The sequence below is a fragment of the Ruminococcus sp. RTP21484sp1_RTP21281st1_A8_RTP21281_210402 genome, from assembly GCF_040914025.1.
Lineage (GTDB): Bacteria > Bacillota > Clostridia > Lachnospirales > Lachnospiraceae > Blautia_A > Blautia_A faecis.
In genome coordinates this window covers 26153-50889 of sequence record NZ_JBCPGE010000019.1, presented here as the reverse complement: position 1 = coordinate 50889, position 24737 = coordinate 26153, and the positions used below count along the sequence as shown (strand labels likewise).

Annotated in this window: 18 protein-coding genes and 1 other annotated feature; of the genes, 5 read left to right on the top strand and 13 right to left on the bottom strand. The window is 43.2% G+C overall.

What is annotated here, in order from left to right; translation table 11 throughout:
- Positions 1-8: 8 nt before the first annotated feature.
- Both AB5170_RS10820 and AB5170_RS10815 read right to left on the bottom strand, forming a co-directional pair.
- Positions 9-1367, bottom strand: coding sequence for a GntP family permease (locus AB5170_RS10820; protein WP_173773984.1), 1359 nt, complete (start codon positions 1365-1367; stop codon positions 9-11).
- Between the two features lie 119 nt (positions 1368-1486).
- Positions 1487-3106: a mannitol dehydrogenase family protein gene (locus tag AB5170_RS10815; protein ID WP_368361376.1), complete on the bottom strand. Its 1620-nt coding sequence runs from the start codon at positions 3104-3106 to the stop codon at positions 1487-1489.
- 407 nt (positions 3107-3513) lie between these two features.
- Here AB5170_RS10815 and AB5170_RS10810 point away from each other — a divergent pair, with 407 nt between their 5' ends.
- The 3 genes from AB5170_RS10810 to AB5170_RS10800 all read left to right on the top strand — a co-directional run bounded on the left by AB5170_RS10810 (position 3514) and on the right by AB5170_RS10800 (position 6597).
- A complete protein-coding gene (locus AB5170_RS10810) occupies positions 3514-4647 on the top strand; it encodes an ROK family transcriptional regulator (protein WP_173773986.1) in 1134 nt (377 codons plus the stop codon).
- A gap of 164 nt (positions 4648-4811) precedes the next feature.
- Complete coding sequence (locus AB5170_RS10805) at positions 4812-5264, top strand: MarR family winged helix-turn-helix transcriptional regulator (protein WP_173773987.1); 453 nt, start codon at positions 4812-4814, stop codon at positions 5262-5264.
- The gene (locus AB5170_RS10800) at positions 5254-6597 is read left to right on the top strand and encodes an MATE family efflux transporter (protein ID WP_368361375.1); all 1344 of its coding nucleotides are present in this window, start codon (positions 5254-5256) and stop codon (positions 6595-6597) included. The genes AB5170_RS10805 and AB5170_RS10800 overlap by 11 nt, the downstream gene beginning before the upstream one ends.
- A 75-nt stretch (positions 6598-6672) precedes the next feature.
- On the opposite strand, the gene AB5170_RS10795 is transcribed toward AB5170_RS10800, so the two are convergent.
- The 6 genes from AB5170_RS10795 to AB5170_RS10770 form a co-directional block, all read right to left on the bottom strand.
- Positions 6673-8376: a carbon starvation protein A gene (locus tag AB5170_RS10795; protein ID WP_195379632.1), complete on the bottom strand. Its 1704-nt coding sequence runs from the start codon at positions 8374-8376 to the stop codon at positions 6673-6675.
- A gap of 72 nt (positions 8377-8448) precedes the next feature.
- Positions 8449-8702, bottom strand: a binding site (T-box leader).
- A 61-nt stretch (positions 8703-8763) separates the two neighbouring features.
- Entirely contained in the window at positions 8764-10104 is a 1341-nt protein-coding gene (locus tag AB5170_RS10790) for an ATP-binding protein (protein WP_368361374.1), read from the bottom strand.
- Entirely contained in the window at positions 10101-10811 is a 711-nt protein-coding gene (locus AB5170_RS10785; RefSeq protein WP_148461047.1) for a LytTR family DNA-binding domain-containing protein, read from the bottom strand. Before AB5170_RS10785 ends, AB5170_RS10790 begins: the two co-directional genes overlap by 4 nt.
- Before the next feature lie 180 nt (positions 10812-10991).
- Positions 10992-14006 (bottom strand): glycoside hydrolase family 3 C-terminal domain-containing protein, encoded by a 3015-nt coding sequence (locus tag AB5170_RS10780; RefSeq protein WP_270430992.1) that lies wholly within the window; start codon positions 14004-14006, stop codon positions 10992-10994.
- Between the two features lie 247 nt (positions 14007-14253).
- The gene (locus AB5170_RS10775; protein WP_294423271.1) at positions 14254-16011 is read right to left on the bottom strand and encodes a S8 family peptidase; all 1758 of its coding nucleotides are present in this window, start codon (positions 16009-16011) and stop codon (positions 14254-14256) included.
- 212 nt (positions 16012-16223) lie between these two features.
- Positions 16224-17405, bottom strand: coding sequence for a sugar MFS transporter (locus tag AB5170_RS10770; protein ID WP_173735260.1), 1182 nt, complete (start codon positions 17403-17405; stop codon positions 16224-16226).
- Positions 17406-17503: 98 nt separating this feature from the next.
- On the opposite strand from AB5170_RS10770, the gene AB5170_RS10765 reads away from it, so the two are divergent.
- On the top strand, positions 17504-17668 hold the full coding sequence (locus AB5170_RS10765) for a DUF6783 domain-containing protein (protein WP_368072602.1): 165 nt from the start codon (positions 17504-17506) through the stop codon (positions 17666-17668).
- Positions 17665-18567 (top strand): AraC family transcriptional regulator, encoded by a 903-nt coding sequence (locus tag AB5170_RS10760; protein WP_368361371.1) that lies wholly within the window; start codon positions 17665-17667, stop codon positions 18565-18567. Before AB5170_RS10765 ends, AB5170_RS10760 begins: the two co-directional genes overlap by 4 nt.
- 3 nt (positions 18568-18570) lie before the next feature.
- Here AB5170_RS10760 and AB5170_RS10755 read toward each other — a convergent pair whose 3' ends face one another.
- The 5 genes from AB5170_RS10755 to rsxC form a co-directional block, all read right to left on the bottom strand.
- A complete protein-coding gene (locus AB5170_RS10755; RefSeq protein WP_368361370.1) occupies positions 18571-18981 on the bottom strand; it encodes a hypothetical protein in 411 nt (136 codons plus the stop codon).
- A 52-nt stretch (positions 18982-19033) separates the two neighbouring features.
- A complete protein-coding gene (locus tag AB5170_RS10750) occupies positions 19034-20755 on the bottom strand; it encodes an MATE family efflux transporter (protein ID WP_368361369.1) in 1722 nt (573 codons plus the stop codon).
- A 366-nt stretch (positions 20756-21121) separates the two neighbouring features.
- Complete coding sequence (locus AB5170_RS10745; protein WP_118071790.1) at positions 21122-22000, bottom strand: methylenetetrahydrofolate reductase; 879 nt, start codon at positions 21998-22000, stop codon at positions 21122-21124.
- Positions 22001-22041: 41 nt separating this feature from the next.
- The gene (locus tag AB5170_RS10740) at positions 22042-22662 is read right to left on the bottom strand and encodes a methylenetetrahydrofolate reductase C-terminal domain-containing protein (RefSeq protein ID WP_118580418.1); all 621 of its coding nucleotides are present in this window, start codon (positions 22660-22662) and stop codon (positions 22042-22044) included.
- A gap of 1 nt (position 22663) precedes the next feature.
- Complete coding sequence (gene rsxC, locus AB5170_RS10735; RefSeq protein ID WP_195982606.1) at positions 22664-24628, bottom strand: electron transport complex subunit RsxC; 1965 nt, start codon at positions 24626-24628, stop codon at positions 22664-22666.
- Between the last annotated feature and the right edge of the window lie 109 nt (positions 24629-24737).

Genomic DNA, 24737 nt, shown 5'->3' with positions numbered 1-24737 from the left:
TCACACTCCTACGCAAACAGACTAATCACAATAGCACAGACCAGACCTGTAATTCCAATAATGGTTTCCATCATGGTCCAGGATTTCAAAGTCGTTTTCTCATCAATCTCAAGAAGGGAACTGACCAGCCAGAAGCCTGAATCATTTACATGACTGAAAGCAGTTGCTCCTCCGTTGATGGCACAGACCATGGCAGCCAGATAAAGTGGTGACAGTCCTGCTACTCCAGGCATAGCGGCCATGATTCCAGCTGCCATTGTCATGGCTACCACAGCAGCTCCAACGGACGAGCGGATCAGTGCTGCAATGAGAAAAGCAATCAATACTAACGGAAGTCCGCTTTTTTCAAGGGCTGGTCCAATAATATTTCCCATTCCGCAGTCCTGAAGCACCCAGCGGACAATTCCGCCGCCAGTAATTACCAGTAGGATTTGTCCTGTAGGGCGCAGGGAACGATCCAGAATTTTCTTTAACTGCTCTCCATCATATCCCTGTTTTTTTCCAAGGAAGTACATGGCACACAACACAGCAATGATCAGCGCTACAAATGGAGTTCCCAGAAATTCCAGCACTGGTCTCGCCGGAGCAATACCAGGAATATAAGTTGAAAGTGTGTTACACAAAATCAGTACCAATGGTACAAGGATAATACATAACACTGTAGAAAACTTCGGAAGATTTCCTTCTTCGGCTTCCCGAACTTCCTGAATATTTGAAGGAAGTCCTGCATCAATTTTACTTCCGATAAATTTTGACCATAAAATACCTGCAAAAATCAGTGACAAAATTCCAACAGGCACACCTACTGCGATCATAATGCCAAGATCCACGTTCAGCATATTTGCCACCAGGACAGAGCCTGCTGATGGCGGAATAAATGCAAAGCCTGTGGCAAGTCCAGCCAGAAGAGGGATCACATAATATAAAGTAGATTTCTTTGTCTTTTTTGCAAGTCCGAATGCCAGTGGAATGAGAATCACCACGCCAGCCTCAAAGAATACGGTTGTACCAACTACCAGCCCTGTGATTCCCAATGCAATTCCAGATTTTTTCTCACCGAATTTATTGATCAAAGTCTGGGCAACACATTGTGCACCTCCTGATACTTCCAGGATTCCTCCAAACAAAGAGCCAAGTCCAATTAATAGGACAATTCCCTGCAAGGTATCCCCCGCACCTTTTTCCACTGTACTTACCAGGGTTGGAACCGGCATTCCGGCTCCAAGCCCAATAACCAATGCTGAAATCAGCAGTGATAAAATCGGATGAATCTTAAATTTAATGATAAGAAGCAGAAGCAATATAATTCCTGTCCCTGCCGCGATCAGCAGTCTGGCTGACTCTGCCACAAATACCGGTTCTGTCATTTTGTATTTCCTCCCCAAATTTCTCATTCAATAGTCTACAGTTAAACAGATAACAACACCCGCATTTTTGCTATCCTATATTCGGGACTTATCAGCATAGTGCATCCCAGATAAATTTATTACGCTGTAACATATTTATGAATTGTAGCTCTCACAACTCCCGGCCCTGCGATCATTTCCCTGAACATGTTCTCAATCTTCTCTCCCACACCAGCTTTATAAAGATCTGTGAAAAACAAACGCTCGTTAGAAAGGATCGGCTTCAGCTGATCTTTAAAGGTCTCAGGCTTTCCAGTAACAATATCTTTCAACTGTTCCTGAAGCTCTTCATTCATCGGATCTGGTGCCAGTTCGTATTTATTCCCTGCATCATCCACTGCCAGCATATATCTTAACCAGCCCGCGATTCCAAGAGGAATTGCTGTGAGCTTAGATGCATTCCCGAATCTCTTCACATATGCCTTTACAGTCTCTCCAAAACGGATTCCAACCATCTGGGATACATCCACAGCAAGACGAAGGTTGGTATCGCCAAGGTATTCATTTGGAAAACGATCGTTAAAAAGCTCATCCACAAATGCCTGTGGGGAAAGGATTCCAGGATCAGCAACTACCGGAAGACCCTCACCATAGGCTACCATACGTGCCATTTTCATCATGTCTTCATTTGTATTCAGCATATGGGCAAAAAGGTCATATCCAAGAACCACGCCAAGAGGACCAGTTGCAGAATGAACCGGATTCAGACATACCGTTACTTTCATCCGCTCAGAAAGGTTTACTGTATTTCTGTCTGCCATGTATACGCCGAAGCCTTTTTCCAGAGCAGGACGTCCATTGGGAAAACTGTCCTCGATTACAAGATACTGTGGTTTCTCAGCATTTACAAATGGTGCAATGTATGTTTTCTTGCTTGTGATAACAGGCTGCATGCTTTCTACGCCAAGCTTCTCAAGGTCAGCTGCAATCTGCTCACTGGGACGAGGTGTGATCTTATCGATCATGGTCCATGGGAAAGCAACCACTTTCTCATCACTTACATAGCTTATAAATCCATCATCTACAAATCCGGCTTTCTTCCATTCTTCTGTCATAGTCAGCACAGACTCACGAAGCTTCGCACCATTCTGGGAGCAATTGTCCATGGATACAAGAGCGATCGGATATTCGCCTGCTTTATATCTCTCGTAGAGCATTGCCACCAGAACTGCCATGGCACCTGTGGCCTTATCCGGACCATTCTGGATATCAGCCTGTACAAATGGTAACCAGGTTCCGTCAGCTTTATGTAATGCATATCCTTTTTCCGTGATGGTAAAGGATACCATCTGAAGGGATTTACTGGTAAAAATTTCTTTCAGACGGTTCCACTGAGCCAGTTCTGAAGACTGAGCTTTTACAGCTTCTGCCAGAGCGCCCAGAACCTTATATTCACGGGTTCCGTCTCCATGAAGGATTACATTTAATCCAAGATTGTCATATGGTTCATAAATCTTATCCACTACATCATAGTCAAAGGTCTCCACACAGGTGATTCCTCTGTCCAGAATTCCCTCTTCCAGAAGTCCGTCTGCAATACCACCGATAAATACACGGAAAATATTGCCGATTCCAAAATGTACCCATACCGGAGCTTCTTTCGCTTTGGCAGATATTTTCTCCACATCATAACCTGGAAGCTGAATTCCTGCATTTTCCCATGCTTCATGCTCTTTGATTCCGTTTAATGTTAATTTCATGTTCTGTTCCTCCCTAATTTTCTTATTGTACAGATCTGATTCTCAATCCCAATCTGTTTTGTTGTTCTTTATGTTTCTTTTTGTTTTAACTTATGTGTATGTCTTAATTGCAAGTTGAGTATATATCTTTTCTTTTCAAAAATCCATTGACAGAAATTCTAATTTTTGTTTCTAATTTTTGTATGGTTTTACCAGTAATTTTCTGCTTATTGCTTTTTTAACTGTTCTATACTAAAATGCAAGTAAGACTTAACATTATCTGATAAAGTAAAGATTACATGATTATTGTTCACTTCATAGTCTGCAATACAAGCTTTGTTACCAATGGACAGTAACATTACCTATTTGAATATTTATTAGCAGTCACTAACCTTATGTTGTACTAAAGACATAACCAGGAGACCATCATGAGTGAAAAAGGATTAACCACCATTGCTTTAAAGAAAATAAACCGTTCCAAAATTTACCAATACATTTACCGGAGCAAACTGACCTCAAAGCTACAGATCGTTCAAGATCTGCAGATGGGTCTGTCTACTGTCAGCCAGAATTTAAATCTTCTGGAAAATGAAGGGCTGATTGAGAAAAATGGTTACTTTGATTCCACCGGAGGACGAAAGGCCAATGCCATTCAGATTGTTTCGGATTTCAGAATTTCCATTGGTGTTGGAATATTAAAAAATATGTTTCATATCACCGCCATTGATCTGTACGGAAACACGGTCTATACGGATACAATTCCGCTTACCTACTCAAACACAGCTGCGTATTACCAGCAGATCACTGACAAAGTCAAGGACTTTATTGAAAAAAACCAGTATCCGGAAGACAAAATTCTTGGTGTTTCCATTGCTACCCAGGGAATCACCTCCCCGGACAATACCACTGTTATTTACGGAAACATTATGAACAACACCGGTATGCGTCTGAAGGATTTTTCCAGGCATCTGCCCTATCCCTGCCATCTGGAGCATGACTCCAAATCAGCTGCTTTTCTGGAATTATGGAATCATCCGGAGCTTGACAGTGCTGTTGTTTTTTTATTGAATCGAAATCTTGGCGGTGCCATTATCACCAATCACCAGATTCACCAGGGATGTTCTATGCACAGCGGAACAATCGAGCATATATGCGTCAACCCTGACGGACCGCTTTGCTACTGCGGAAACCGGGGCTGTCTGGAAACCTATTGCTCTGCCAACTCCTTGGAACAGGCCAGCGGCATGACTATAAAGGAATTTTTTCCTCTTTTAAGAGAAAAAAAATCCCCCCAGCTTATACAAATCTGGGAGGATTATCTGAAACATCTGGCTTTTGCAATGAAAAACCTGAATCTGGTTATTGATGCACCCATCATTATCAGTGGATATCTTGCACCTTATTTTACAGAAGAAGACACCGATTATCTGTTGGAACAGATTAATTCCATGACTCCTTTTGAACTGGAAAAAGAACAGCTTCTTGTGGGAACTCATGGGCAGTATACGCCAGCGATTGGGGCTGCACTATTTTATGTGAAGGAATTTATCCATTCAGTTTGACTGTTTAAAATCAAGTTAAAACAAAACACGGATTAGGAATGAGTCCCAGTAAATTTCGCCCAAGCATGTAATTACACATTTTTCTTGACAAAATTTTATCCTCTTATTATAATTACCATCGTTAATTAACTGTGGTAATTATTTTTTTGTAAGGAGAAAGACCTATGGACATTGAACTTATCAAGCGGATGATGGATGCCTGTTATCAGGGCAAGCGAATCCGGGATATGCTGCCGCCTCTGCCAGATGGAGTTGCATCTTCTTTTATTCAATATCTGGATATCATTGAAAAACTGGAAAAACAGGGTATTCGAGTGAAGATATCCGATGTAAGTGACGCTCTTTCCCTCCCACGTCCCGGTGTAACCCGTACAGTGAAGGACATGGAAGCCAAAGGCTATGTGAAAAAGCTTGCATCTGCAGAGGACGGCCGGATTACCTATCTGACTGTTACAGAAGCCGGAAAAGCCCTTTCAGAGAAGTACAACAAACAGTACTTTACTATTCTATCCGGTTATGTAGACAGTATTCCAGAGGAGGACATTCTATGTACCATCCGGACCATGGAGAAATTTTATAAGATTATGTGTGAAAGGAGAATTGACCTTGACAAATGAAAAAAATGATTTTACACAGGGAAGCATTCTGAAAAAGCTTGCCCTTTTTATGCTGCCGATTCTTGGTGCCCTTATACTGCAGGCAGCATATGGTGCAGTAGACCTTCTGGTAGTTGGACGCTTCGGCTCTACATCCGGACTGTCTGCTGTTTCTACCGGCAGTCAGGTATTGAACCTTGTGACTTTTGTGGTAACACAGTTTGCTATGGGAATCACAGTCCTCATAGCCCGCTATCTTGGCGAAAAAAAGCCGGAACGGATTGGCTCTGTCATTGGCGGTGCTGCAGTTGTTTTTGCTGTCATTTCTGCCATACTTTTTATTGTAATGATTGCTTTCGCCCACCCTATTTCCGTGCTTATGCAGGCTCCTGAGGAGGCTGTTTCACTTACCACAAGCTATGTAAGAATCTGTGGAAGCGGTATTTTCTTCATTGTTGCCTATAACCTGCTTTCTGCTATTTTCCGCGGGCTTGGTGACAGTAAATCGCCGCTTTTATTTGTTCTGGTAGCCTGTATTGTAAATATTTTCGGAGATTTATTTCTGGTTGCAGGGCTTCATCTGGATGCCGCCGGTGCAGCTCTCGCAACCGTTTTCGCCCAGGCGGTCAGTGTAGTATGTGCAATCGTCATCCTGCTGAAAAAGGAGCTGCCCTTTTCCATCCAAAAATCCGACTTCCGTTTTAATTCCCAATGTAAACGATTTCTGGGAATCGGACTGCCTCTGGCTCTCCAGGAATTTCTTACCCAGATGTCCTTCCTGGCACTTTGTGCATTTGTAAACAGATTGGGGCTGGAAGCCTCCTCCGGATATGGGGTTGCCTGCAAAATTGTAAACTTTGCCATGCTGATTCCAAGCGCACTGATGCAGTCCATGGCATCCTTCGTTTCCCAGAACGTAGGCGCAGGAAAGCCAAAGCGTGCAAAGCATTCTATGTTCACCGGAATCGGAGTCGGACTGCTATTCGGATGTCTGGTTTTTGTTCTGATTCTATTGAAGGGTGATATACTTGCCAGCCTGTTCTCAACTGATGCAGCAGTTATCCAGAAAGGCTTTGAGTATTTGAAGGGCTTCGCACCTGAAACAATTTTAACAGCAATTATGTTTAGTATGGTTGGTTATTTTAACGGAAATAATCAGACCTTGTGGGTTATGTTTCAGGGATTGTTCCAGACACTTCTGGTGCGTCTTCCAATGTCATATTATATGAGCATTCAGCCTGATGCCAGCCTGACAAAAATCGGCCTGGCGGCACCTGCCTCCACACTGGTAGGCATTTTGCTTAATGTAATTTTCTTTCTGTACTTCAACAAAAAAATCAATAACAGGCAATAAGTAAAAAAACAGTCCCCTACGCAGTCTGTAAAATGTACTGCGTTGGGGACTTATTTTATGACGGGGTTATTCTTATTATGCCCGTTCTGCTTTCTTTTCAGTTTCCGGTTTTTCCAAAAGCTTCTTAATACCCTGGATTGCAACCAGCACACCCAGTATTAACAGTAATACTGCAAATATCAGCTGTAAAGAATTTCCAAGATCCAGACCTGTTGTTACAAATGCTTTGGAAAGCTTTACAATTGTCATTCCAAGTGCGGTAAAGGTAACTGCCATCATAAATACCATTGGTACCCAGAGCATCCAGCCCTGACGCTTGGTCTTCTTTAAGAATACGGCGCAGGCTACCAGTGCAAGTACGGATAACAACTGGTTTGCAGAACCGAACAACGGCCAGATTTCCGCATATCCAACCTTTGTAAGCAGGTAAGCAAGTACAAGTGTAATGATGGTTGCAAAGTATTTGTTTGTTACTACTTTCTGGAATGGACTCATATTTTTCTCATCTGTGTCAGAATCAAGGAAAAATTCCTGGAAAGACAGACGTCCTACTCTGGCTACAGAGTCAAGTGATGTAAGCGCAAATGCGGATACTGCAAGGTTGATCAGAGTGAACACAAGGGAGTGAGGCAAACCGATCACAGAAAGGAAGTTTGCAATCGCACCTGCGAAAATCTGCGGCTGGGTGGTAAGTCCCTGTGCTGCTGCCTCGCCCTGTCCAAAGGATGCAACTGCGATCAATGCGATGATTGCAAGCATACTTTCCATAAGCATTGCACCAAAGGAAACTGGAAGCATGTTCTTTTCATTTTTAATCTGCTTGGAAGCAGTACCGGAAGATACCAGAGAGTGAAAACCGGAAACTGCACCACAGGCAATTGTTACAAATAAGATTGGGAACATGTACTGTCCATCTACGTTAAAGCTTGTAAACGCCTGAAGGTTACATGCCGGGTTTGCTGCAAATACACCGATAACAGCGCCCACGATCATGAAAATCAGCAGATAGCTGTTCAGATAATCACGTGGCTGAAGCAGCGCCCATACAGGAGCTACACTGGCAATCAGAATATATACAAAGATAATAATGTGCCAGGTTCCAAGGCTTACATACATTGGGAACTGCAGTCCCAGCACAATTGCTGCAACCAACAGCACAATTGCAAAAGCAGTATTTACCCATTTATTGAACTTTGTGTACTTCAGGAAAAATCCAAGTCCAACTGCTTCAAAAATGAATAACATGGAAGTTGTTGCAACAGCTCCGTTTGCCACTACCTTTGTCACTTCTCCTGCATCATTTGTGGCAAATCCGTTAAAGGTTCCGGCTACAACATCTGCGAATGCCGCAACAACCAGAATACAGAACAGCCAGCAGAATAAAAGGAATAATTTTTTTCCAAGTTTTCCAATGTACGCTTCAATAATGTATCCGATTGTACGTCCTTTGTTCTTTACAGAGGCATACATAGATGCAAAGTCCTGAACTGCTCCAAAGAACACACCACCGATCAGAATCCAAAGCAGTACCGGAAGCCATCCAAAAATTGCAGCCTGGATTGGTCCGTTGATCGGGCCGGCACCGGCAATGGATGCAAACTGATGTCCAAATACTACATTGGTATCGGCCGGTACATAATCAACTCCATCCTCCATTTCGTAAGCCGGAGTTTTTGCTTTCGGGTCAATTCCCCATTTGTTCTGGAGGTAACGGCCATACAGAAGATAGGCGCCGCCCAGAACTACGATAGCGATTACCATCATCATAATTCCACTCATAATCTTTCTCCTCGTCTTTCATTTGTAGTCAAGTGGTTAATATATAAAAAACGCCCTTGCTATCCAATGGATAACAAAGGCGGAATTTCCGTGGTACCACTTTGTATTATCGTATCTATTACTAAATACGACCACTCATTGCTGTCTGTATAAACAGCTTCTTCTGTAACGTGAAGACTACGTCCCGGCTTACTGAAATTAGTTATTATTTTTTCAGCGGGATGCTCCCAGGTGATACCACAAAATACCTTCTGCCGCCTCTCACCAGTCTGCGGCTCTCTGTGTTCCGGTTATCTTTTGTAATTTGTCCTGTTCAATGCATTTCTCTTTATCTAACTAAAGTTTTACTACTTTTTTTAGAAAATTGCAATACATTTTTTGTATATATTATACGATTTTATCGATCTGTTTTTGTGTATTTTCACCGACCGGTATCAGTATCTTCAGATCAAACCAATTCTCCTTTGTGTCAATGGAAACAGCGCCATCATATTTATTTACCGTATAGCGAATGCTTTTCAGTCCATAACCGTGGAATTCTTTGTCCCGCTTCGTTGTGATAAACGCTCCGCCCTGGTAATTCAGTTCCGTATCATAATAATTTTCAAACCGGAGAAGCAGAAAGTTTTTCTGTTTTGAGACACTGACGTGTATTAATCTTTTTTCTTTATCCGGAATCTTCAATTCACATTCAATGGCATTATCCAATGCATTTCCAAAAATACTGCAGATATCCATAACGTCCATAAAATCCAGCAATGTTCCATCTGCAACGCAGGTAAAAGTTATGTTATGCTTTGCGCAATAAAGACTCTTGGTAGTCAGCACAGTATCCAACACTTTATTTCCTGTTTTGTTCTGGTTTTCATATTTCTTTATATCTGCTTCCATTTTATCCAGAAATTCTTCTCGTTTTCCAGGATCAGTTTCACTTCTTAACACAGCGATCTGATGCTTCAGATCATGATACTTATAATTGATCAGCTCAATGCTTTCCTTTGACTGCTTGTATTGGGCATACTGATTCTGAAGCACATTCTGCACTGCCTCCAGCTCTTTTCTTACCCGAAGCTCACAGCACTGTATCAAATGTGCATATAAAATTGCAATTCCTGCAACATCTACCATAGTACGGATATTCCCCATTTCAAAAGAATATCTGCCTGTAAATGGCGTGTTCACATTCACATAACTCATATTGCTGACAGCAAATACAGCAATACTGATCAGGAGTCCGGAAAAATATTCCCTTCTGGTGATTTCCATCTGTCCATCCTTTGGCAGATGAACATGGAGAATTTTGTATAATATCACTACAAGCACACCATAGATCAGAAGAATTGCCATTCCCTGCTGCCACCAGGACATCCATGCTTCTTTCCCTGTATAACACAGGATCTGCCACCCGGCAGAAGCCATAAATTCAGCTGCTACAAAAGCAATCATTCCAAAATATGCCGCATCTGTCAGCCTGATCTCACAGCAGCAAAAAACAAAAGCAACCATCAGAAAAACCGCAAATATCATACAGGGGATCCAAAAAATCAGTCTTACCCCACCGGTAGAAATCAGAAATACGCTCTGTATTCCAAATGCACCTGCCACAAGACAGCCTGTTACAGCCGGTGAAAATCTTTTTTTGAAAGGCAAAATAAAAATCAGACAAGCCATCCACTCTGCAAGTGCCGTATAAAGTCTTGGAATATCGGGCAGATAATATTCTGTCATTTTATCACCTCTCCCCAATATCTGGTCAGGGCTTCCATGAAGACCTTTCTGCGTGCACGGCTCAATGTCAGATTTTCTCCCTTCACCAAAGCACATCCATCCTGGATCCGTTCCACATGCTGGAGGTTGATCAGATATCCCTTATTTCCACGGCAGAAATTCATCTCCGCAAGCTTTTCCTCCATCTCCTTCATTTTCCCTGTTGTTTCATAGTTTCCCAGTATGGTATGAAGTATCAGAGTATGTCCCTGACTTTCAATATAATAAATATTTGCAACATTGATTCTGACCATACCGCCTTTCATATTCACCATGATAATCTTCGTTTCCCGCTTTTTCATCCGGCTGATGGCACGGTTAAGCCGCTGGGAAAATGCGAAATAGGACACCGGCTTCAGTACATAATCCAGCGCATCCACTGCATATCCTCTGATCGCATATTGTGCCATATTCGTAATGAAAATGATCACAACCTCTGTGTCAATTTTGCGGATTTCTTCAGCTGCAGACATTCCGTCCATGAATTTCATTTCCACATCCATCAGAATAATATCGTACTGGGATTTATATTTATTTACAATCTGATCGCCGTCTGAATAGACTGTAATGTCAAACATCTCTTTGTTCTCTTCTTCATATTGATGCAGAAACTGCTGAAGCTGCTTTGCATACATTTCTTCGTCTTCCACAATTGCAATGCTGATCATGCCAGTCCTCCTTTTTTCCTGTTATTACGCCTCCTTTCATAATAAATAATTTTTCCTCACTCTGCAAGACAAAAATCGCATAAAAAAATCCCCCTTTTTTGCTCTGGAAATTTTACAGATTCCTTGCTCTGCTTATTCCAGATTTAAAAGGGGGACTTATGTCTCCAGATTACTGTTTAATTATTCGTTTACAGCCTGTTTTTTCTTTTTTCTCCAGCGTACAATTACAATTGTATCAACTACAATAAGAACAACTGCAAGAATCACGTCAATCATTACAAACAGTTTTGTCATATTGGTCATTCCTGTTGCCGGATTTCCATCTGCATAATATCCGCTGTTTGCTACTGTATAAAGGATATTTTTGCAAGCCTGACGCATTGCAAGAACTGCTGTTGCGCTCTCGTCTGTCAGTTTGTTGGACTCTGCACTGTTAAATCCAAGCATCAGATCATTTCCGTTTCTGATACAATGATCGGTGATCATGTAACCATAGGAACCGTCATAATCGGTTTCTACCATTCCAACAAATCCCCATTCTCCACGGAGCACGTTGTTCAAAAGCTCGTTGTTTGCACAGCTTGGTACTGTACCGATCCAGTTGAAGGAGGACATAACTGCCATTGCTTTTCCTTCAAAGCCCTTTGTTGCAAGCTCGAATGCTTTCAGATATCCTTCACGGATTGTCTGCTCGGAAGCAAATGTGAGAAGGAAAGAGCATCTGTTTGTTTCCTGATCATTTAATGCAAAATGCTTCATGTATGGATAAACACCCTTGGTGGCTGCTCCATTCATTTCATTTGCTGCCATGTATCCAGACAACAGACTGTCTTCTGAATAATATTCGAAGTTACGTCCTGCAAATGCTGTACGGTGGATGTTCATAGCCGGGCCGTACCATCCGTAGTTGTCAGCATCTACATATTCCTGTCCCATAGAAACGCCGATTTCATTTGCAAGTTCTTTGTTCCAGGTCTGAGCCATAAGAACTTCAGATGGATAAGCAGTTCCATATGCCTTTGTGATGAAGTTGTTTAATCCGGCAGGTCCGTCACAGTCAGATGTGGCAATTTTACCTACTGATTTGATTTCTGCGGTCTGCCATCCACCAACATTGATCAGAGTAGCCATATCTTCGAAGCTGAGCTGGTCTAACAGCTTATCCCAGTCTGCATCGTCATAATCTTTTCCGGTAAGGTCAGCAAGCTGAAGTCCGTTGTCTGCTCCCATTGCCGGCATTTCATCAGAATCATTGTTATATTTGGTTCCATCGTAAATGCCAAATACATTCTCTTCTACGGCTGCCCTTGTCTCGTCGCTCATTACATAAGCATCCTCTTCCGGCACACCGCATGCTTTGTCATAATTTGCAAAACCGTCCTCACGGGAAAGCTGCTCAAAGTCGCCTCTCGCATAATCCTCAAACTGGTTTGTTGCAACAGTTTTGTCGGAAGAACGACCATCTTTGCTGTAATCAATATCTTCATCAACGGTGAACTTCTCTTCACTAAGAACTGTATGAGAGTCTGAACGAAGAGAAATTGTGTATTCGCCAGCCTCTAAGATATAACCGCCTCCGGAGATCTTAATACCTTCAGAATCATAGGAAGCCATATCTTCTTTGTTGATGGTAAAGGATTTTGTCTGGGATTCTCCTGGCTCAATAGAATCTGTTTTCTCGAAAGCGATCAAGTTTGCTGCTGCTTTCTCGATTCCACCGTTTGTGTAAGGTGCTGTGTAATAAATTTCCACAACATCTTTTCCAGCAACAGAGCCTGTGTTCTCTACCGTTACATCAAAGGTGACGGTATCTCCGTTATCCTTGAAATTCTCAATCTGTTTGTCAAAGGTTGTGTAGCTGAGTCCATATCCAAATGGATACTGTACCATATCCTCATACTTGATAAGACCCTCTTCAGCTGCTGTTTCATAGAATTTATATCCTACATAAATTCCCTCTGCATAGTTTACAAATCCCATGCTTCCTTCGTAAGCCGGATCATTTGCTGCGATCTGCTCTTTCAGATCTTCTACGTTTGTATAAGCATTCAGGCCCATATTATTGTAGTATGGAGTCTCTGTCAGATCCTTTACAAAGGTATCTACTGTTTTTCCAGATGGGTTTACAGAACCATTGATGATCTCGCCCAGTGCTTCGAAGCCAGTTGCACCTGCTCCAGGAGCAAAGATAACCGCACCGATCTGCTCATATTTGTCTACCCAGTCCAGTTCCATTGCATTATTTGCGTTTACAACTACAATAACATTGTCAAACTGGGAGCATACTGTATCCAGCATATCTTCCTCTGTATTGGAAAGCTCAAGATAGCTTTCTCCCTCGTCGAAGTCATCATAGTCTCCATTGTTTGTGTAACTTCCTTTTACATATCCGTAATTGTCTGGGGAAACAGATACTTCTTCTGCTTTCTTTGCATAGCTTCCATCAATTACAGATTTCATGTCGGTTGGAAGGTCTGCACCCTCTCCGCCGGAACGTCCAATTACAACTACAGCTGTGTCAGAATACTCTTTTGCTTCGTCCATCAGGCTGTCTGTGTAATACTCCTTAGTCGGCTCAGGCAGTGTCCAGTCCTGCTGCGCCATGGCAATTGTAGGACGGTCAGCTCTGTAGTCAGTATACATCTTGGTAAGAGACTCGTTTGTCTCATATCCGGCATCCTTTAAGGACTGCAGGATACCGATTGCTGTGGAGGAATCAGAAGATCCTGATCCGGTTCCGCCAAACAGCGGGTTTGTAGAATCCCAGCCGAATACATTTAGTTTCTTTGTATCTGAGGAAAGAGGTAAAATACCATCGTTTTTCAGTAACACCATTCCTTCTTCAGCAACCTTCTGAATGGTTGCACGGCTCTGGTCTGTAGTCTCTTGTGCAAGTACTACTTTCTTTGCGTTTAAAACACTTGATACGTTGTTGTACATCGGTCCGTAGCAGATTACATTTACAAGCACTGCAACAATTGCAATAAATGCAATGGCAGCCTGCCAGCGGATCACATGACGGAATCCCTTTTGGGCTTTATGAGCCACAACCATTACTACGATCATCACAACAAGTAAAGCAAGGATTGCGATAACATAGCCGATCAGCTTCTCAATATAGGATGTAAGGTCAGCCTGACTTACACCGAGACTGCTGAAAACCGGGCTCAGTAAGTTTACTAAAAATCCTGTCATAATCATTTCCTCCCTTTGTTATTTTCAGGAGTATTCTATCAGATTTCAGCAGATTCTGTTGTATTTTACATAAACGGTTCTTTTTTTACATAAACGGTTCTTTTTTTTACATAAACGGTAGTTTTTATGGCATTCGTTTTATTAATCCATTCGGAAACACTTGGTGTAAAAGTCAATAATCCGACCTGCTTTTTAAAATGTTCAGATTGGGACACTTTAAATTGCTACATCTTGTACATTAATTATCCTATTCTGGCAGGCTACTTTCCAAACAGAGCCGTCCCCACCCGATTAAGTCATTTGGCAACTTTTCCGATCCTTGCAAGGCTTTTGCACCACGACGGAGATAGGCTTTTAGTTTTTCGCCATAGAGGTAGGGATCTTTTCGGCGGGTGATTCCCCATTCCATAAGGAGGGCGGCTGCACCGGTAACGAAAGGCGTGGAAAAGGAGGTGCCAGTGAAGGATGCATAGCCTCCACCAGAGCGGGGAGCATAGATATCAACACCGGGAGCGACAAGGTCGGGTTTTGGATAGGGGAGGGCACGACAGCCGCGGCCAGAGAAATCAGCATAGGTGTTTTGACGGGCGTCGTAGGCGCCGACGCTGATCACGCGTCTGGCAGTGGCAGGGATTGTAAGGGTTCCCTGAGGACGTGGAAGATAGAAGGCTGTGCCTGGGTTTAGCGTTTTGCCACCTGGAAGCCACAGGAAATATTCCCCGTTTTTTATATTTCTTGCTGCTAAGATTATTTTCCACACACCGCTGTCTACATAGGGGGGGGTCTCATCCTGCGGCAGAAAATCCACATAAATCTCCTGCGTCACATGATACGGTGCCGGTTTTCCATAATAAATCAGAAGTTCCGTATTTCCCGCCTGCCAACGCTGGGCGCCCAGTGTTTCAAAAAGGGGGCCAACACGCTCCCCGGCTGGATTTTCCAGATAGATTTCCATCTCATCTTCGTAATTTTTCCAAAGCTGCACATTTAAGGTAGGCTCAAAGGCACCAACCCCAAGTTCAATTTCCTGGATTTCACCTGGCGAAAGCTTTCCTCCGGTATGCAGAGCATCATTTCCATTGTTGCCCATTCCTACACAAATCACATTTTTCCCCATACCGGACACATTGTCCAGATAAGTTTCCAGCAGAGAATCGCCTCTGTGTGAGCCATAATTATTTCCAAAGCTTAAATTGAGCGCGATTGGTCTTCCAAGCCGTATAGCCTGCCGAACCAGATAATCTACACCTTGCATCAGCTCTGTAGTTCTTGGAAAAGAGTCCTGTCTTGGAATACCCATTTTCACAACCAGAAGGTCACTTTCATATGCCACACCCCGGTTCACTGCCCCACGGGAAAAATCGCTGCCAGCTGCCACTCCAAGCACAGCGGTTCCATGACCGCTTCCATCTTCAGACGGAACAAGGCGCCGCCCCTCCTGCACAGAGAGGGACAACGCCTCATTGATTTCCTCATTGGTATATTCAGTTCCTGTTGCATAGCCCTCCGGGGGATTACCGGGAATGCTCTGATCCCACAAACGCAGAATCCTGGACTTTCCATCTGCTGTAAGAAATGCAGGATGCCTGTAATCCACCCCGGAATCCACAATTCCGATCAACACGCCGCGTCCTGTCAGCTGCAGATTCCCCGGTTCATCGCGCTGTACCTGGGTAATACAGCTTGCCTCTTTTGAAAAAAGATCTTCAAAATACAGACGGGTGGGCTTTTCTATAAATTCTATCTGGGGACGTCGGGAATATTCTTCCAGCATACTTTCAGGAAGCGTCACAATGGCATACCCGCCAAGGAGAGGGACCACGGAAATTCCGGATCCACCAAGCAACGCCTCAACAGAATCACCCATTTCACTATACTTCACAATAATTTCCCACTTTCGTGTCTGCTTCTCATACCCCACATTCAGATTTCGGGATTTCTCTCTTTCCTCTTCTGTGGCATCCAGCGCAAGGTTCAAAAGATTATCCAGCTTCTGATCTGGCATATTTCCTCCATTTTGCAGCATATGCATACTCAGAATATACTTATCTTTAATTTACGCCAACCCGTTTTAAATAATACCTCAGCCTTCCTATTATATTTCAGAGCGTGTTTGAAAATCATTCCCACCATCTGTACTCCCTGCTTTATGGAAATTTTTTGCAGAAAGCCTTTTTCAAACACGTTCTAAACCCTCTGTAGATTTTCAAATATCAGTTATTTTTCCTCTACTTTCACCTTTTTCAGCAGAAAAACCATCACCAGCAGCACCACTGGGAAAATCAGGCCTACGCCCATACCCACGCGGATGTTATCTCCTGCATTCTGTGTGACACGGCCCACGATTCCAGGGCCTATACTGCCTCCAAGATCTCCGGCCATGGCAAGAAGGGCGAACATGGCAGTTCCACCTGCCGGAAATTTCTTAGAGGAAATACTGATGGTTCCAGGCCACATGATTCCAACGGAAAATCCGCATACAATACAGCCAATCAGTCCTGCTGCCGGATTAGAAGACAGGGATGCAAGAAGATAGCAGAATACGCATAAAATTCCGGATCCTGCCATAAATTTCATCAAGTCCATTTTATCTCCGTATTTTCCAAAGATCATACGGCTGATTCCCATCGTAATGGCAAACATGCAGGGACCGGCCAGGTCTCCGATGGTCTTTGACAGTCCAAGTGCCGCCTCTGCATAGGCAGATGCCCACTGGGACATGGACAGCTCTGATGCCCCTGAACACACCATCAGACACACGGCAATCCAGAACACAGGCTTACGAAACAGTTCCCTGATTTTCATGCCTTCCCCTTCATCCACCAGATGTTCGATGGGACAGGTGGCAAAGTTGTAAACATTAACGGCCGGAACGATTGCCCACAAAACTGCCAGCCACTTCCAGCTGTCCATTCCAAAAACTGCGAAAAACAGGGTGGAAACTGCAATGGTTCCCACAGAGCCCCAGCAGTAGAAGGAATGAAGAAGACTCATGGTCGCTTCTTTATTTTTGAAAGGACATGCTTCCATAATAGGACTGCACAGCACTTCAATCAGTCCGCTTCCAACAGCATAAACAATAACACTGATGATAATTCCCATAAAAGGATCTGGCAAAAGCTCCGGAAGAAATGCCAGCCCCACCAGTCCTAAAGCGGAACTGATCTCAGAGGTTACAATGCACACGCGATATCCGATTTTGTCCACAAATCGGGCACAAAACAAGTCAACCAGCAGCTGGGTAAAGAAAAAGCAGGTGGAGATCAGTGCAATATTTCCAAGGGAAATATGATAATCTGTGTGAAATTTCAGAAACAGCAAAGGTGCAAAATTTGCTGCTATAGCCTGGGTGATAAAGCCCATATAACAGGCTCGTTTGGTTTTCTGGTAATTTGGCATGATTGGTTCTCCTTTTTTTCTTCTTTAAAGAAGATTTTTGTCTTATTGGATTATATTATATTTAAATGTGTTTTTCATTGGATTATTTCTGATTTTTATTGTATAATATCGTAAAAACATTAATTTTCTATTTTTTCGGGGCACTTCCCAGAGCGGTTCGAAAAAGGTTTTCTGCAAAATATACCGCAAAGTGGGACGAGCAGATTGCGGGAATGATTTTCAAACAGGCTCCAGGTCTCGATTTGAGGATAAACAAGATATGAAAGAAACCAACGTATATACCAAAATTATTACCGACGAAAATTTAATGGAGACCATTCCCCACGGAAGCCAGGACTATCCCTTTCGCTACTATTATGAGCATTTAGCCCAATTTGATTTTAACTGCATAGACTGGCACTGGCATACGGAGCTGGAATTTGTGTATATTCAATCCGGAACCGTAACTGCATGGATTGGGGAAAAACAGCTGGAGCTGCCAGCTGACAGCGGCATTTTTATTAATTCCAAATTCCTTCACCGTTTTTCCTCTCCTGTGGATGCTGTCATCCCAAACTTTCTCTGCATGCCCTCTTTCCTTGCAGCTACAGACAGCTATATTTACCAGAATTATGTGAAGCCTATCATTTCATCGAATATTCCTTTTTGGATTTTTCGCAGGGAGATTTCCTGGCAGGCCAGAGTTCTTGATCTTATGAAGCAGATTATTTCTGCGCAGACTTCCGGTTCTTCCTGCCATCTTCTGACCTCTGCCCTTATGCAGCAGCTCTGGCTGGAAATATACAAGCATACAGATCTTTCCACTATGCCGGAAATCACTGGACAGTTCTCTGTAAACCGCGCAAGACTCCAGCTGATGATGCAGTTTATTCACGAAAATTACAGAAGAAATCTTTCCCTGGATGAGATTGCTGCACAGTCTATGATCAGCAAAAGCTCTGCCTTAAATCTTTTTCGGAGCTATCTTCACATCACGCCGGTCAATTATCTCATAAACTATCGGCTGAAACAGGCTGCTCTTCTGCTCTCCCATACAGAGAAAAAAGTCAGCACCATTTCAGCCGAAACTGGTTTTCACAATGTAGATTATTTTTGCAGAGCCTTCAAAAAACACTACCAGGTGACACCTGGGGAATATCGGAAAGAAAAGTGGGATAAATAGCTGTTATTTGTTAATTTTACATTCCGCATTCAATGCATTTACAACAGCTTCATACATCGGTTTCGCCTGCGGTGCAGCTCCAATCAGCTCTGCCAGTGTCATTCCATACGCAAACTGGATCATCGGACCATCCAGCATTCCCGGTTCCATTTGATTGAACCTTTCTACTGCAAGGGGTTCTGCCACAGTCTCACCAAGGGTGCTGTCCATACTGAAGCGCTCTGGCCTGTCTGCCTTTGCATTTAAAGTACTTTTGGAACTGCCTACGTTGAAAAAGCTGAAGGTTGCCATAGAAATATCATTCCTATAATGATTCATTTCTTTCACATCACCACGTAGCAATGCGCGTACAAATTCATTATATGGTACATTTTCGTCTGAAAACCAGTCTCTTATCATATTTTCAAACATCATTCGGACTTCCCGATTTGTAACACTTAAATATTTCCCTTTTGGATCAGGGAAATTATATCGTCACATAAAGATAATTGAACACCAGCTTTCTCTGATACTCATAATACTTCGCCTTTTTCTTGATCATCTCCATTACCGCACGGTCAACCTCATCTCCGCGGAGGTCGAAGGGATTGTAAGAATTGACATTATCCCGAATCCGAAGTATACATTCGCCATTGTTGTCCATTACTTTTACAGATACATAATATTTCTTATCTGTTTCGCCGATGCCAAATTTCATAATGTTCAGAAGCAGTTCTTCCACGATCAGATGAATAAAAAACGACTGCTTAAAATCCAAGTTCCATTCATCGCACAACCCTTCCAGATTCTGGGACATTTTTTCCATACTGCCTTCCTCGATGGGATAATATTCCTCAAAAACCCGGTTGGTAAAACTGTATTTTTCTTTTATGTAATCTTTTATTTTTCCAAATATCTGTATTGCAAAAACCAGCAGCAGGCAAACTCCCTCACTTATCACATACACAAGCGCAAGCCCTACAATACCCTTTTTCTCAATCAGCAAAAATCCGGCCACCAGCATGAGAATGAAGTTGCGTAAAACAGATAACCCGGAAGCATATCTTGTCTTTCCTATTGTTTGCCAGAAGGACGTGGTTACCACATTCACTCCTGCCAGAGCCACGCTTAATGCATAAATACGAAATGCGGTCGCTGCTGTTTCCAGTGCCGGACCATCATTCAGACCGAAGAATATCAGTATGTTTTTTGCCCCGGCTGCAAAAAACAATGCCATAATCATTCCTGCTGCTGCAACAATCCGCAGTCCATCGTGATACACCGCCAGCATTCCTTTCCAGTCCTTCTCTCCGCCTAAAATGGAGATAACCGTAGAAGCAGCAGCTCCGGCACCGTCAAACATAGCCCCCGGAATGGTACTCATGGTATAAATAACACCAAATACAGCCACAGAAAAAGTGCCATTTTCTGAGTTTCCCTTTAACAGCATAGTATTAAACACCAGCATAACCACCGCCTGAAAAATAAATGCAGAGCCTACGCCAAATCCATTTTCCACATATTCTTTGATCTCATTTCCTGTAGGAATGTGAAAATGAAAGCTTAAAAGCGCCTGCTTGTTCCAAAAATGAGTAAGCAGAATCAGAGTTCCTACTGTTTCCGCAATACATAAAGACGCCGAAGCCCCAACAAGTCCCCAGTTCAGTACTTTCATAAATAACAGATCCAGGCTTAAATTGGTGACAATAACGCCAGCAGAAGAAATGGCAGCCAGCTTTGGTGCTCCGTCTGTCCGCACTGCTATGGAAAGAATATTATATACCACATAAATTGGGGCAAAAGCAAACACTACCGTCAGATACTGCAGGGCCTGTGGCAAAAGCTCCGGTGTGGCACCAAGCAGACTGCATAATGTGCTGCGAAATATGAGAGATACTGCTGCGAAAAGCACACCTGTTATCAGGCCTGCACTTAATACGGAGCCGAAAACCCGATTTGCACCTTTTAGATCTGCTTCACCGAGTTTTTTCCCAATTAAGACGCCTGCACCGCCTCCTAAGGTGATCCCCATAAGTAAATAAAGCAGAAATACCGGTGTAGCAATATTCGCCACAGCCAGTCCGGTACTGCCTATAAAATTTCCTACCAGAGTAGCATCCACAAGGGTGGATACGGTAACCCCAAGAGAAGAACATACTCCCCAGAATAAAAAGGTTCTGTATGCACTTTTTGCATAGTTTGTTTCCATATAATTTTCCTCCTGCCCCATCACTTCCCAATAATAAAATTATATCGTTCATTTCTGTTTAAAACAATACTATTTTTATATGAAAGTCAGCTGTTCCGCGCCTATGGCACTCCCACAGCTGCCGACCGCATTCGTAATCCGGGCTATCGCCCTACTTACTCATACGGTCTAGCCCGTCCGATACCCAAGAATTCGCTGATGCAAGCATGGCTCATTCTTGGTTGCCGTCCAGGACTTTCATAGCAAGTAAAAAAACGAGCCATCCTCCACAAACGCAGATTCCTGCATTCATGGTTCGGACGGCCCGTGTAATTTTACCGAATAAAGTAAGTCCCCTGCTGGGGTTGCGAATATCCGCTTGACTTTTTAGATTTCAGCTAATTTCAGCAGATCCGGAATCTTGGACTCCCAGCCAAGTGCCATGATATGAACACCCTGGCAGTATGGCTTGCACTCTTTGATAATACGTGCAGCGATCTCAACACCGGTAATTCCAGCTTTTGTCTTTTCTTTGTCAGCCTTCAGCTCCTCGATCATCTCATCCGGAACATGAATGCCGGCAACGTTATTATTCATGAATTTCGCCATTCCAGCGGACTTCGGAATAATAATTCCAACCTGTACAGGTTTTCCGAACTGTTTTGCTTTTTCCATAAATTTGATAAATTTTTCCGGCTCGAATACAGCCTGTGTCTGGAAATAGTCAGCGCCTGCTGCAACCTTTCTCTCCATCTTCGCAAGCTGTGCATCAACAGAATCACTGCATGGAGACACGACAGCACCCTTGGAGAATTTCGGAGGCTCTCCAACAAGCTGGTTTCCGCCAAGATCCACACCGGATTCCAGAAGCTTCACTGTGTGAAGAAGGGATACGGAATCAAGGTCGAAGACCGGTTTTGCCTGAGGATGATCGCCCATCTTAGTATGATCACCGGTAAGGCAGAGAATATTGTCAATACCGAACATAGCAGCACTGAGAAGATCAGACTCCAGAGCGATACGGTTTCTGTCACGGCACGCAAGCTGGAAAATGGGATTCATGCCTGCATCTTTAAGAACCTTACACATTGCAAGAGATCCAAGACGCATAACAGAAGACTGGTTATCTGTTACGTTAACTGCATGAACACCTGTAAGGTATGTTTTGGCTTCTTCTACCAGCTCATCTACATGGATTCCTTTCGGCGGTCCTACTTCTGCTGAAACTGCAAATTCACCACGATCGAATAATTCTTTCATTTTCATATTATATTTGCTCCAATCATTAAAAATTTAGGATTAACCTTTTATTTCACTTCATCATCTGTAGCAAAATTGTGGATCTGTGTCGGGCATTTCAGCACATCAAGGCGTCCAATCTCTTTCAGGCGTCTGTAAATACGCTCCCATCCACACTCCATTTCGCTGTCCACTTCGCATTTTCCATTCTTGGAACCGCCGCACTGACCATTCACAAGGCTCTTGGAACATGCCGTGATCGGGCAGATTCCACCTGTCAGATTCAGATAACACTCACCGCACTGATCGCATTTATATTCTAATGGTGTCACTCCCTGGAAACCAGGTACCGGATATGTATCACAGGCAGCACAGACCATCTTATCTTCCAGATATTCAGAAATTGTCTGCACGCCAACACCACAGGAAAATACAAGAACCAGATCTGCTTCCTGAATTTTGCTCATATGTTTCTGAAGACGCAGCTCCATGTTCTCCGGATTACAAATATAATCAGTAGTCATAATTCCTGTCACATTTCCTTCAGCGGAAAGCTCCTTCTGAAGTTCAACAGCTTCTTTTTCCGGAAAATGAACCTCTTTACATCCATGACAGTTAATAATGAAAACTTTTTTTCCGGCTGTCAGTGATGTGATTGCTTCTTTTGCTTTTAACTGGGTAATCAACATATCACTTCATCCCCCTTACTGCATTTTTTCCGGCTTTAATACTGTCGATGATCGGAATCTTGGAAGAACAGATATACTGACAGCATCTGCACTCAACACAATCCATAACATTCATGTCCTTCATGCCCTGCCAGTTCTCGTCTTTGGCATATTTTACAAAGTACAGCGGAGACAGTTCCATCGGACAGACATCTACACATCGTCCGCATTTGATACATGGCTGCTCTTTGGTCTCATCTGTATCAATTGCAATGATACCGTTGGAGCCTTTCATCATAGGTACATCCAGTGTATTCAGAGGGAATCCCATCATAGGTCCGCCCATCTTAACCAGAACATCCTCATCTGTAAATCCACCACAGTAGTCGATCAGCTCTCTTACGCTTGTACCAATTTTGATGATAAAGTTTCCAGGATTCTTGATCTTCTCACCTGTAACAGTTGCAACACGCTCAATCAGAGGCATTCCTGTCTGGATTGCGTCTGAAATTGCCTTTACTGTACTGATATTATCTACTACAACACCAACATCTGCCGGAAGACCGCCGCTTGGAACAATTCTGCCCATAACACGCTTGATCAGAGTTTTCTCAGCGCCCTGTGGGTATTTGGTTCTGGCAACAAATACTTCCATATCTCCGATATTGGCAACTTTTTCCTGCATTAATTCAATGGCATCCGGCTTGTTATCCTCAATAACAATGATACCCTTCTGGGCACCGGTTGTCTTAAGAACTGCTCGCAGACCAAAAATAATATCATCTGCATACTCAAGAAGTACTCTGTGATCTGCTGTCAAAAGCGGTTCACATTCGCATCCATTGAGAAGGATGGTATCAACTGGTTTCGCCGGTTTCAGCTTGACACAGGTCGGGAAACCTGCACCACCCATACCAACGATTCCTGCTTCACGAATGATATCAATGATTTCATCCGGAGTAAGCTTGTCAAGGTCTCCATGTGGCTGTACGGATTCGTGCAGAGTATTTTTTCCATCCGATTCAATAACAACAGCCATCACTTCACTGCCTCTTGTGCCGTGCATACGAGGTTCAACAGCAACTACCGTTCCGCTTACGCTGGAATGTACAGGAGCGCTGATAAATCCGGCAGCTTCGCCGATTTTCTGACCGACTTTTACAGTGTCACCAACCTGAACGATTGGATTCGCCGGAGCACCCAGATGCTGAGACATGGAAATTACAACCGTCTTCGGATCCGGGAACTTCTTAAGAGCAATGTGCTCACTGAATTCCTTGCGCTCTGACGGATGAACACCACCATAATAACCATCCAGTCTGTTTTCTCTGATTGATTTCACATAATCATTGATCACCTTGAAATTAACCTTGGAGAAATCACGAACCTGTACGGGCTGATTAAGGAATTCTTCCAGACGTCCCTGTTTCGCCAGTCTCTGGTAAATTTTCTCCCATGCACAGTCCTTATTGGGATCTACTTCGCACTTTCCATTCTTTGCTCCTCCACACTGACCATTCACAAGACTCTTGGAACAGTCAACGATGGGACAGACACCACCGGTAATATTCAGATAACACTGTGCACATGCATCACAGCTCTTCTTGGTAAGTGCCATGCCATGATAACCTCTGTAGTTAAGGGTATTGCTTGCAGCAACAACCGGCTTACCTGCCAGATCCGCAACAGTCTGAATACCAAGACCACAGGAAATTACTACCACATTCTCTGTTCCTTCCGGAAGCAGATCCTGCAATTTTCTTTCTGTGTGCATTTTATTGCATAAGAAATCAACTTTCGCACTACCTGTGACAGTCTTTCCCTGCTCCTCAGCAAACTTCAGGAATTCATCGCAATCCGGTTCCTCAACCGTCTCAAATTCCTTAAAGCACTTATTACAGGCAATCACAAACAGGTTGTCCTTGCCGTTCAGCACTGATGCAAGCTCATCACTGCTTTTCAGCTTGTACTTAGTATAATTTTCCAATTGCTCACCTTCCTTATAATAAAAATTATATTCTTATACTATCTGTTCTTATCCGTTCCCTCCACAAAAAAACTTATAAAAGCAGATAAATAAGTTACTGTTTTTTCTT

Bases quoted from the DNA above. Each gene is read 5' to 3' on its own strand.
- AB5170_RS10750 (WP_368361369.1), bottom strand. From the start codon at position 20,755: ATGGAAACAAACTATGCAAAAAGTGCATACAGAACCTTTTTATTCTGG.
- AB5170_RS10745 (WP_118071790.1), bottom strand. From the start codon at position 22,000: ATGAAAATGAAAGAATTATTCGATCGTGGTGAATTTGCAGTTTCAGCA.
- AB5170_RS10815 (WP_368361376.1), bottom strand. From the start codon at position 3,106: ATGAAATTAACATTAAACGGAATCAAAGAGCATGAAGCATGGGAAAAT.
- AB5170_RS10770 (WP_173735260.1), bottom strand. From the start codon at position 17,405: ATGCCAAATTACCAGAAAACCAAACGAGCCTGTTATATGGGCTTTATC.
- AB5170_RS10795 (WP_195379632.1), bottom strand. From the start codon at position 8,376: ATGAGTGGAATTATGATGATGGTAATCGCTATCGTAGTTCTGGGCGGC.
- AB5170_RS10785 (WP_148461047.1), bottom strand. From the start codon at position 10,811: ATGATCAGCATTGCAATTGTGGAAGACGAAGAAATGTATGCAAAGCAG.
- AB5170_RS10775 (WP_294423271.1), bottom strand. From the start codon at position 16,011: ATGCCAGATCAGAAGCTGGATAATCTTTTGAACCTTGCGCTGGATGCC.
- AB5170_RS10820 (WP_173773984.1), bottom strand. From the start codon at position 1,367: ATGACAGAACCGGTATTTGTGGCAGAGTCAGCCAGACTGCTGATCGCG.
- AB5170_RS10790 (WP_368361374.1), bottom strand. From the start codon at position 10,104: ATGACAGAATATTATCTGCCCGATATTCCAAGACTTTATACGGCACTT.
- AB5170_RS10805 (WP_173773987.1), top strand. From the start codon at position 4,812: ATGGACATTGAACTTATCAAGCGGATGATGGATGCCTGTTATCAGGGC.
- AB5170_RS10760 (WP_368361371.1), top strand. From the start codon at position 17,665: ATGAAAGAAACCAACGTATATACCAAAATTATTACCGACGAAAATTTA.
- AB5170_RS10755 (WP_368361370.1), bottom strand. From the start codon at position 18,981: ATGATGTTTGAAAATATGATAAGAGACTGGTTTTCAGACGAAAATGTA.
- AB5170_RS10780 (WP_270430992.1), bottom strand. From the start codon at position 14,006: ATGACAGGATTTTTAGTAAACTTACTGAGCCCGGTTTTCAGCAGTCTC.
- AB5170_RS10740 (WP_118580418.1), bottom strand. From the start codon at position 22,662: ATGTTGATTACCCAGTTAAAAGCAAAAGAAGCAATCACATCACTGACA.
- AB5170_RS10810 (WP_173773986.1), top strand. From the start codon at position 3,514: ATGAGTGAAAAAGGATTAACCACCATTGCTTTAAAGAAAATAAACCGT.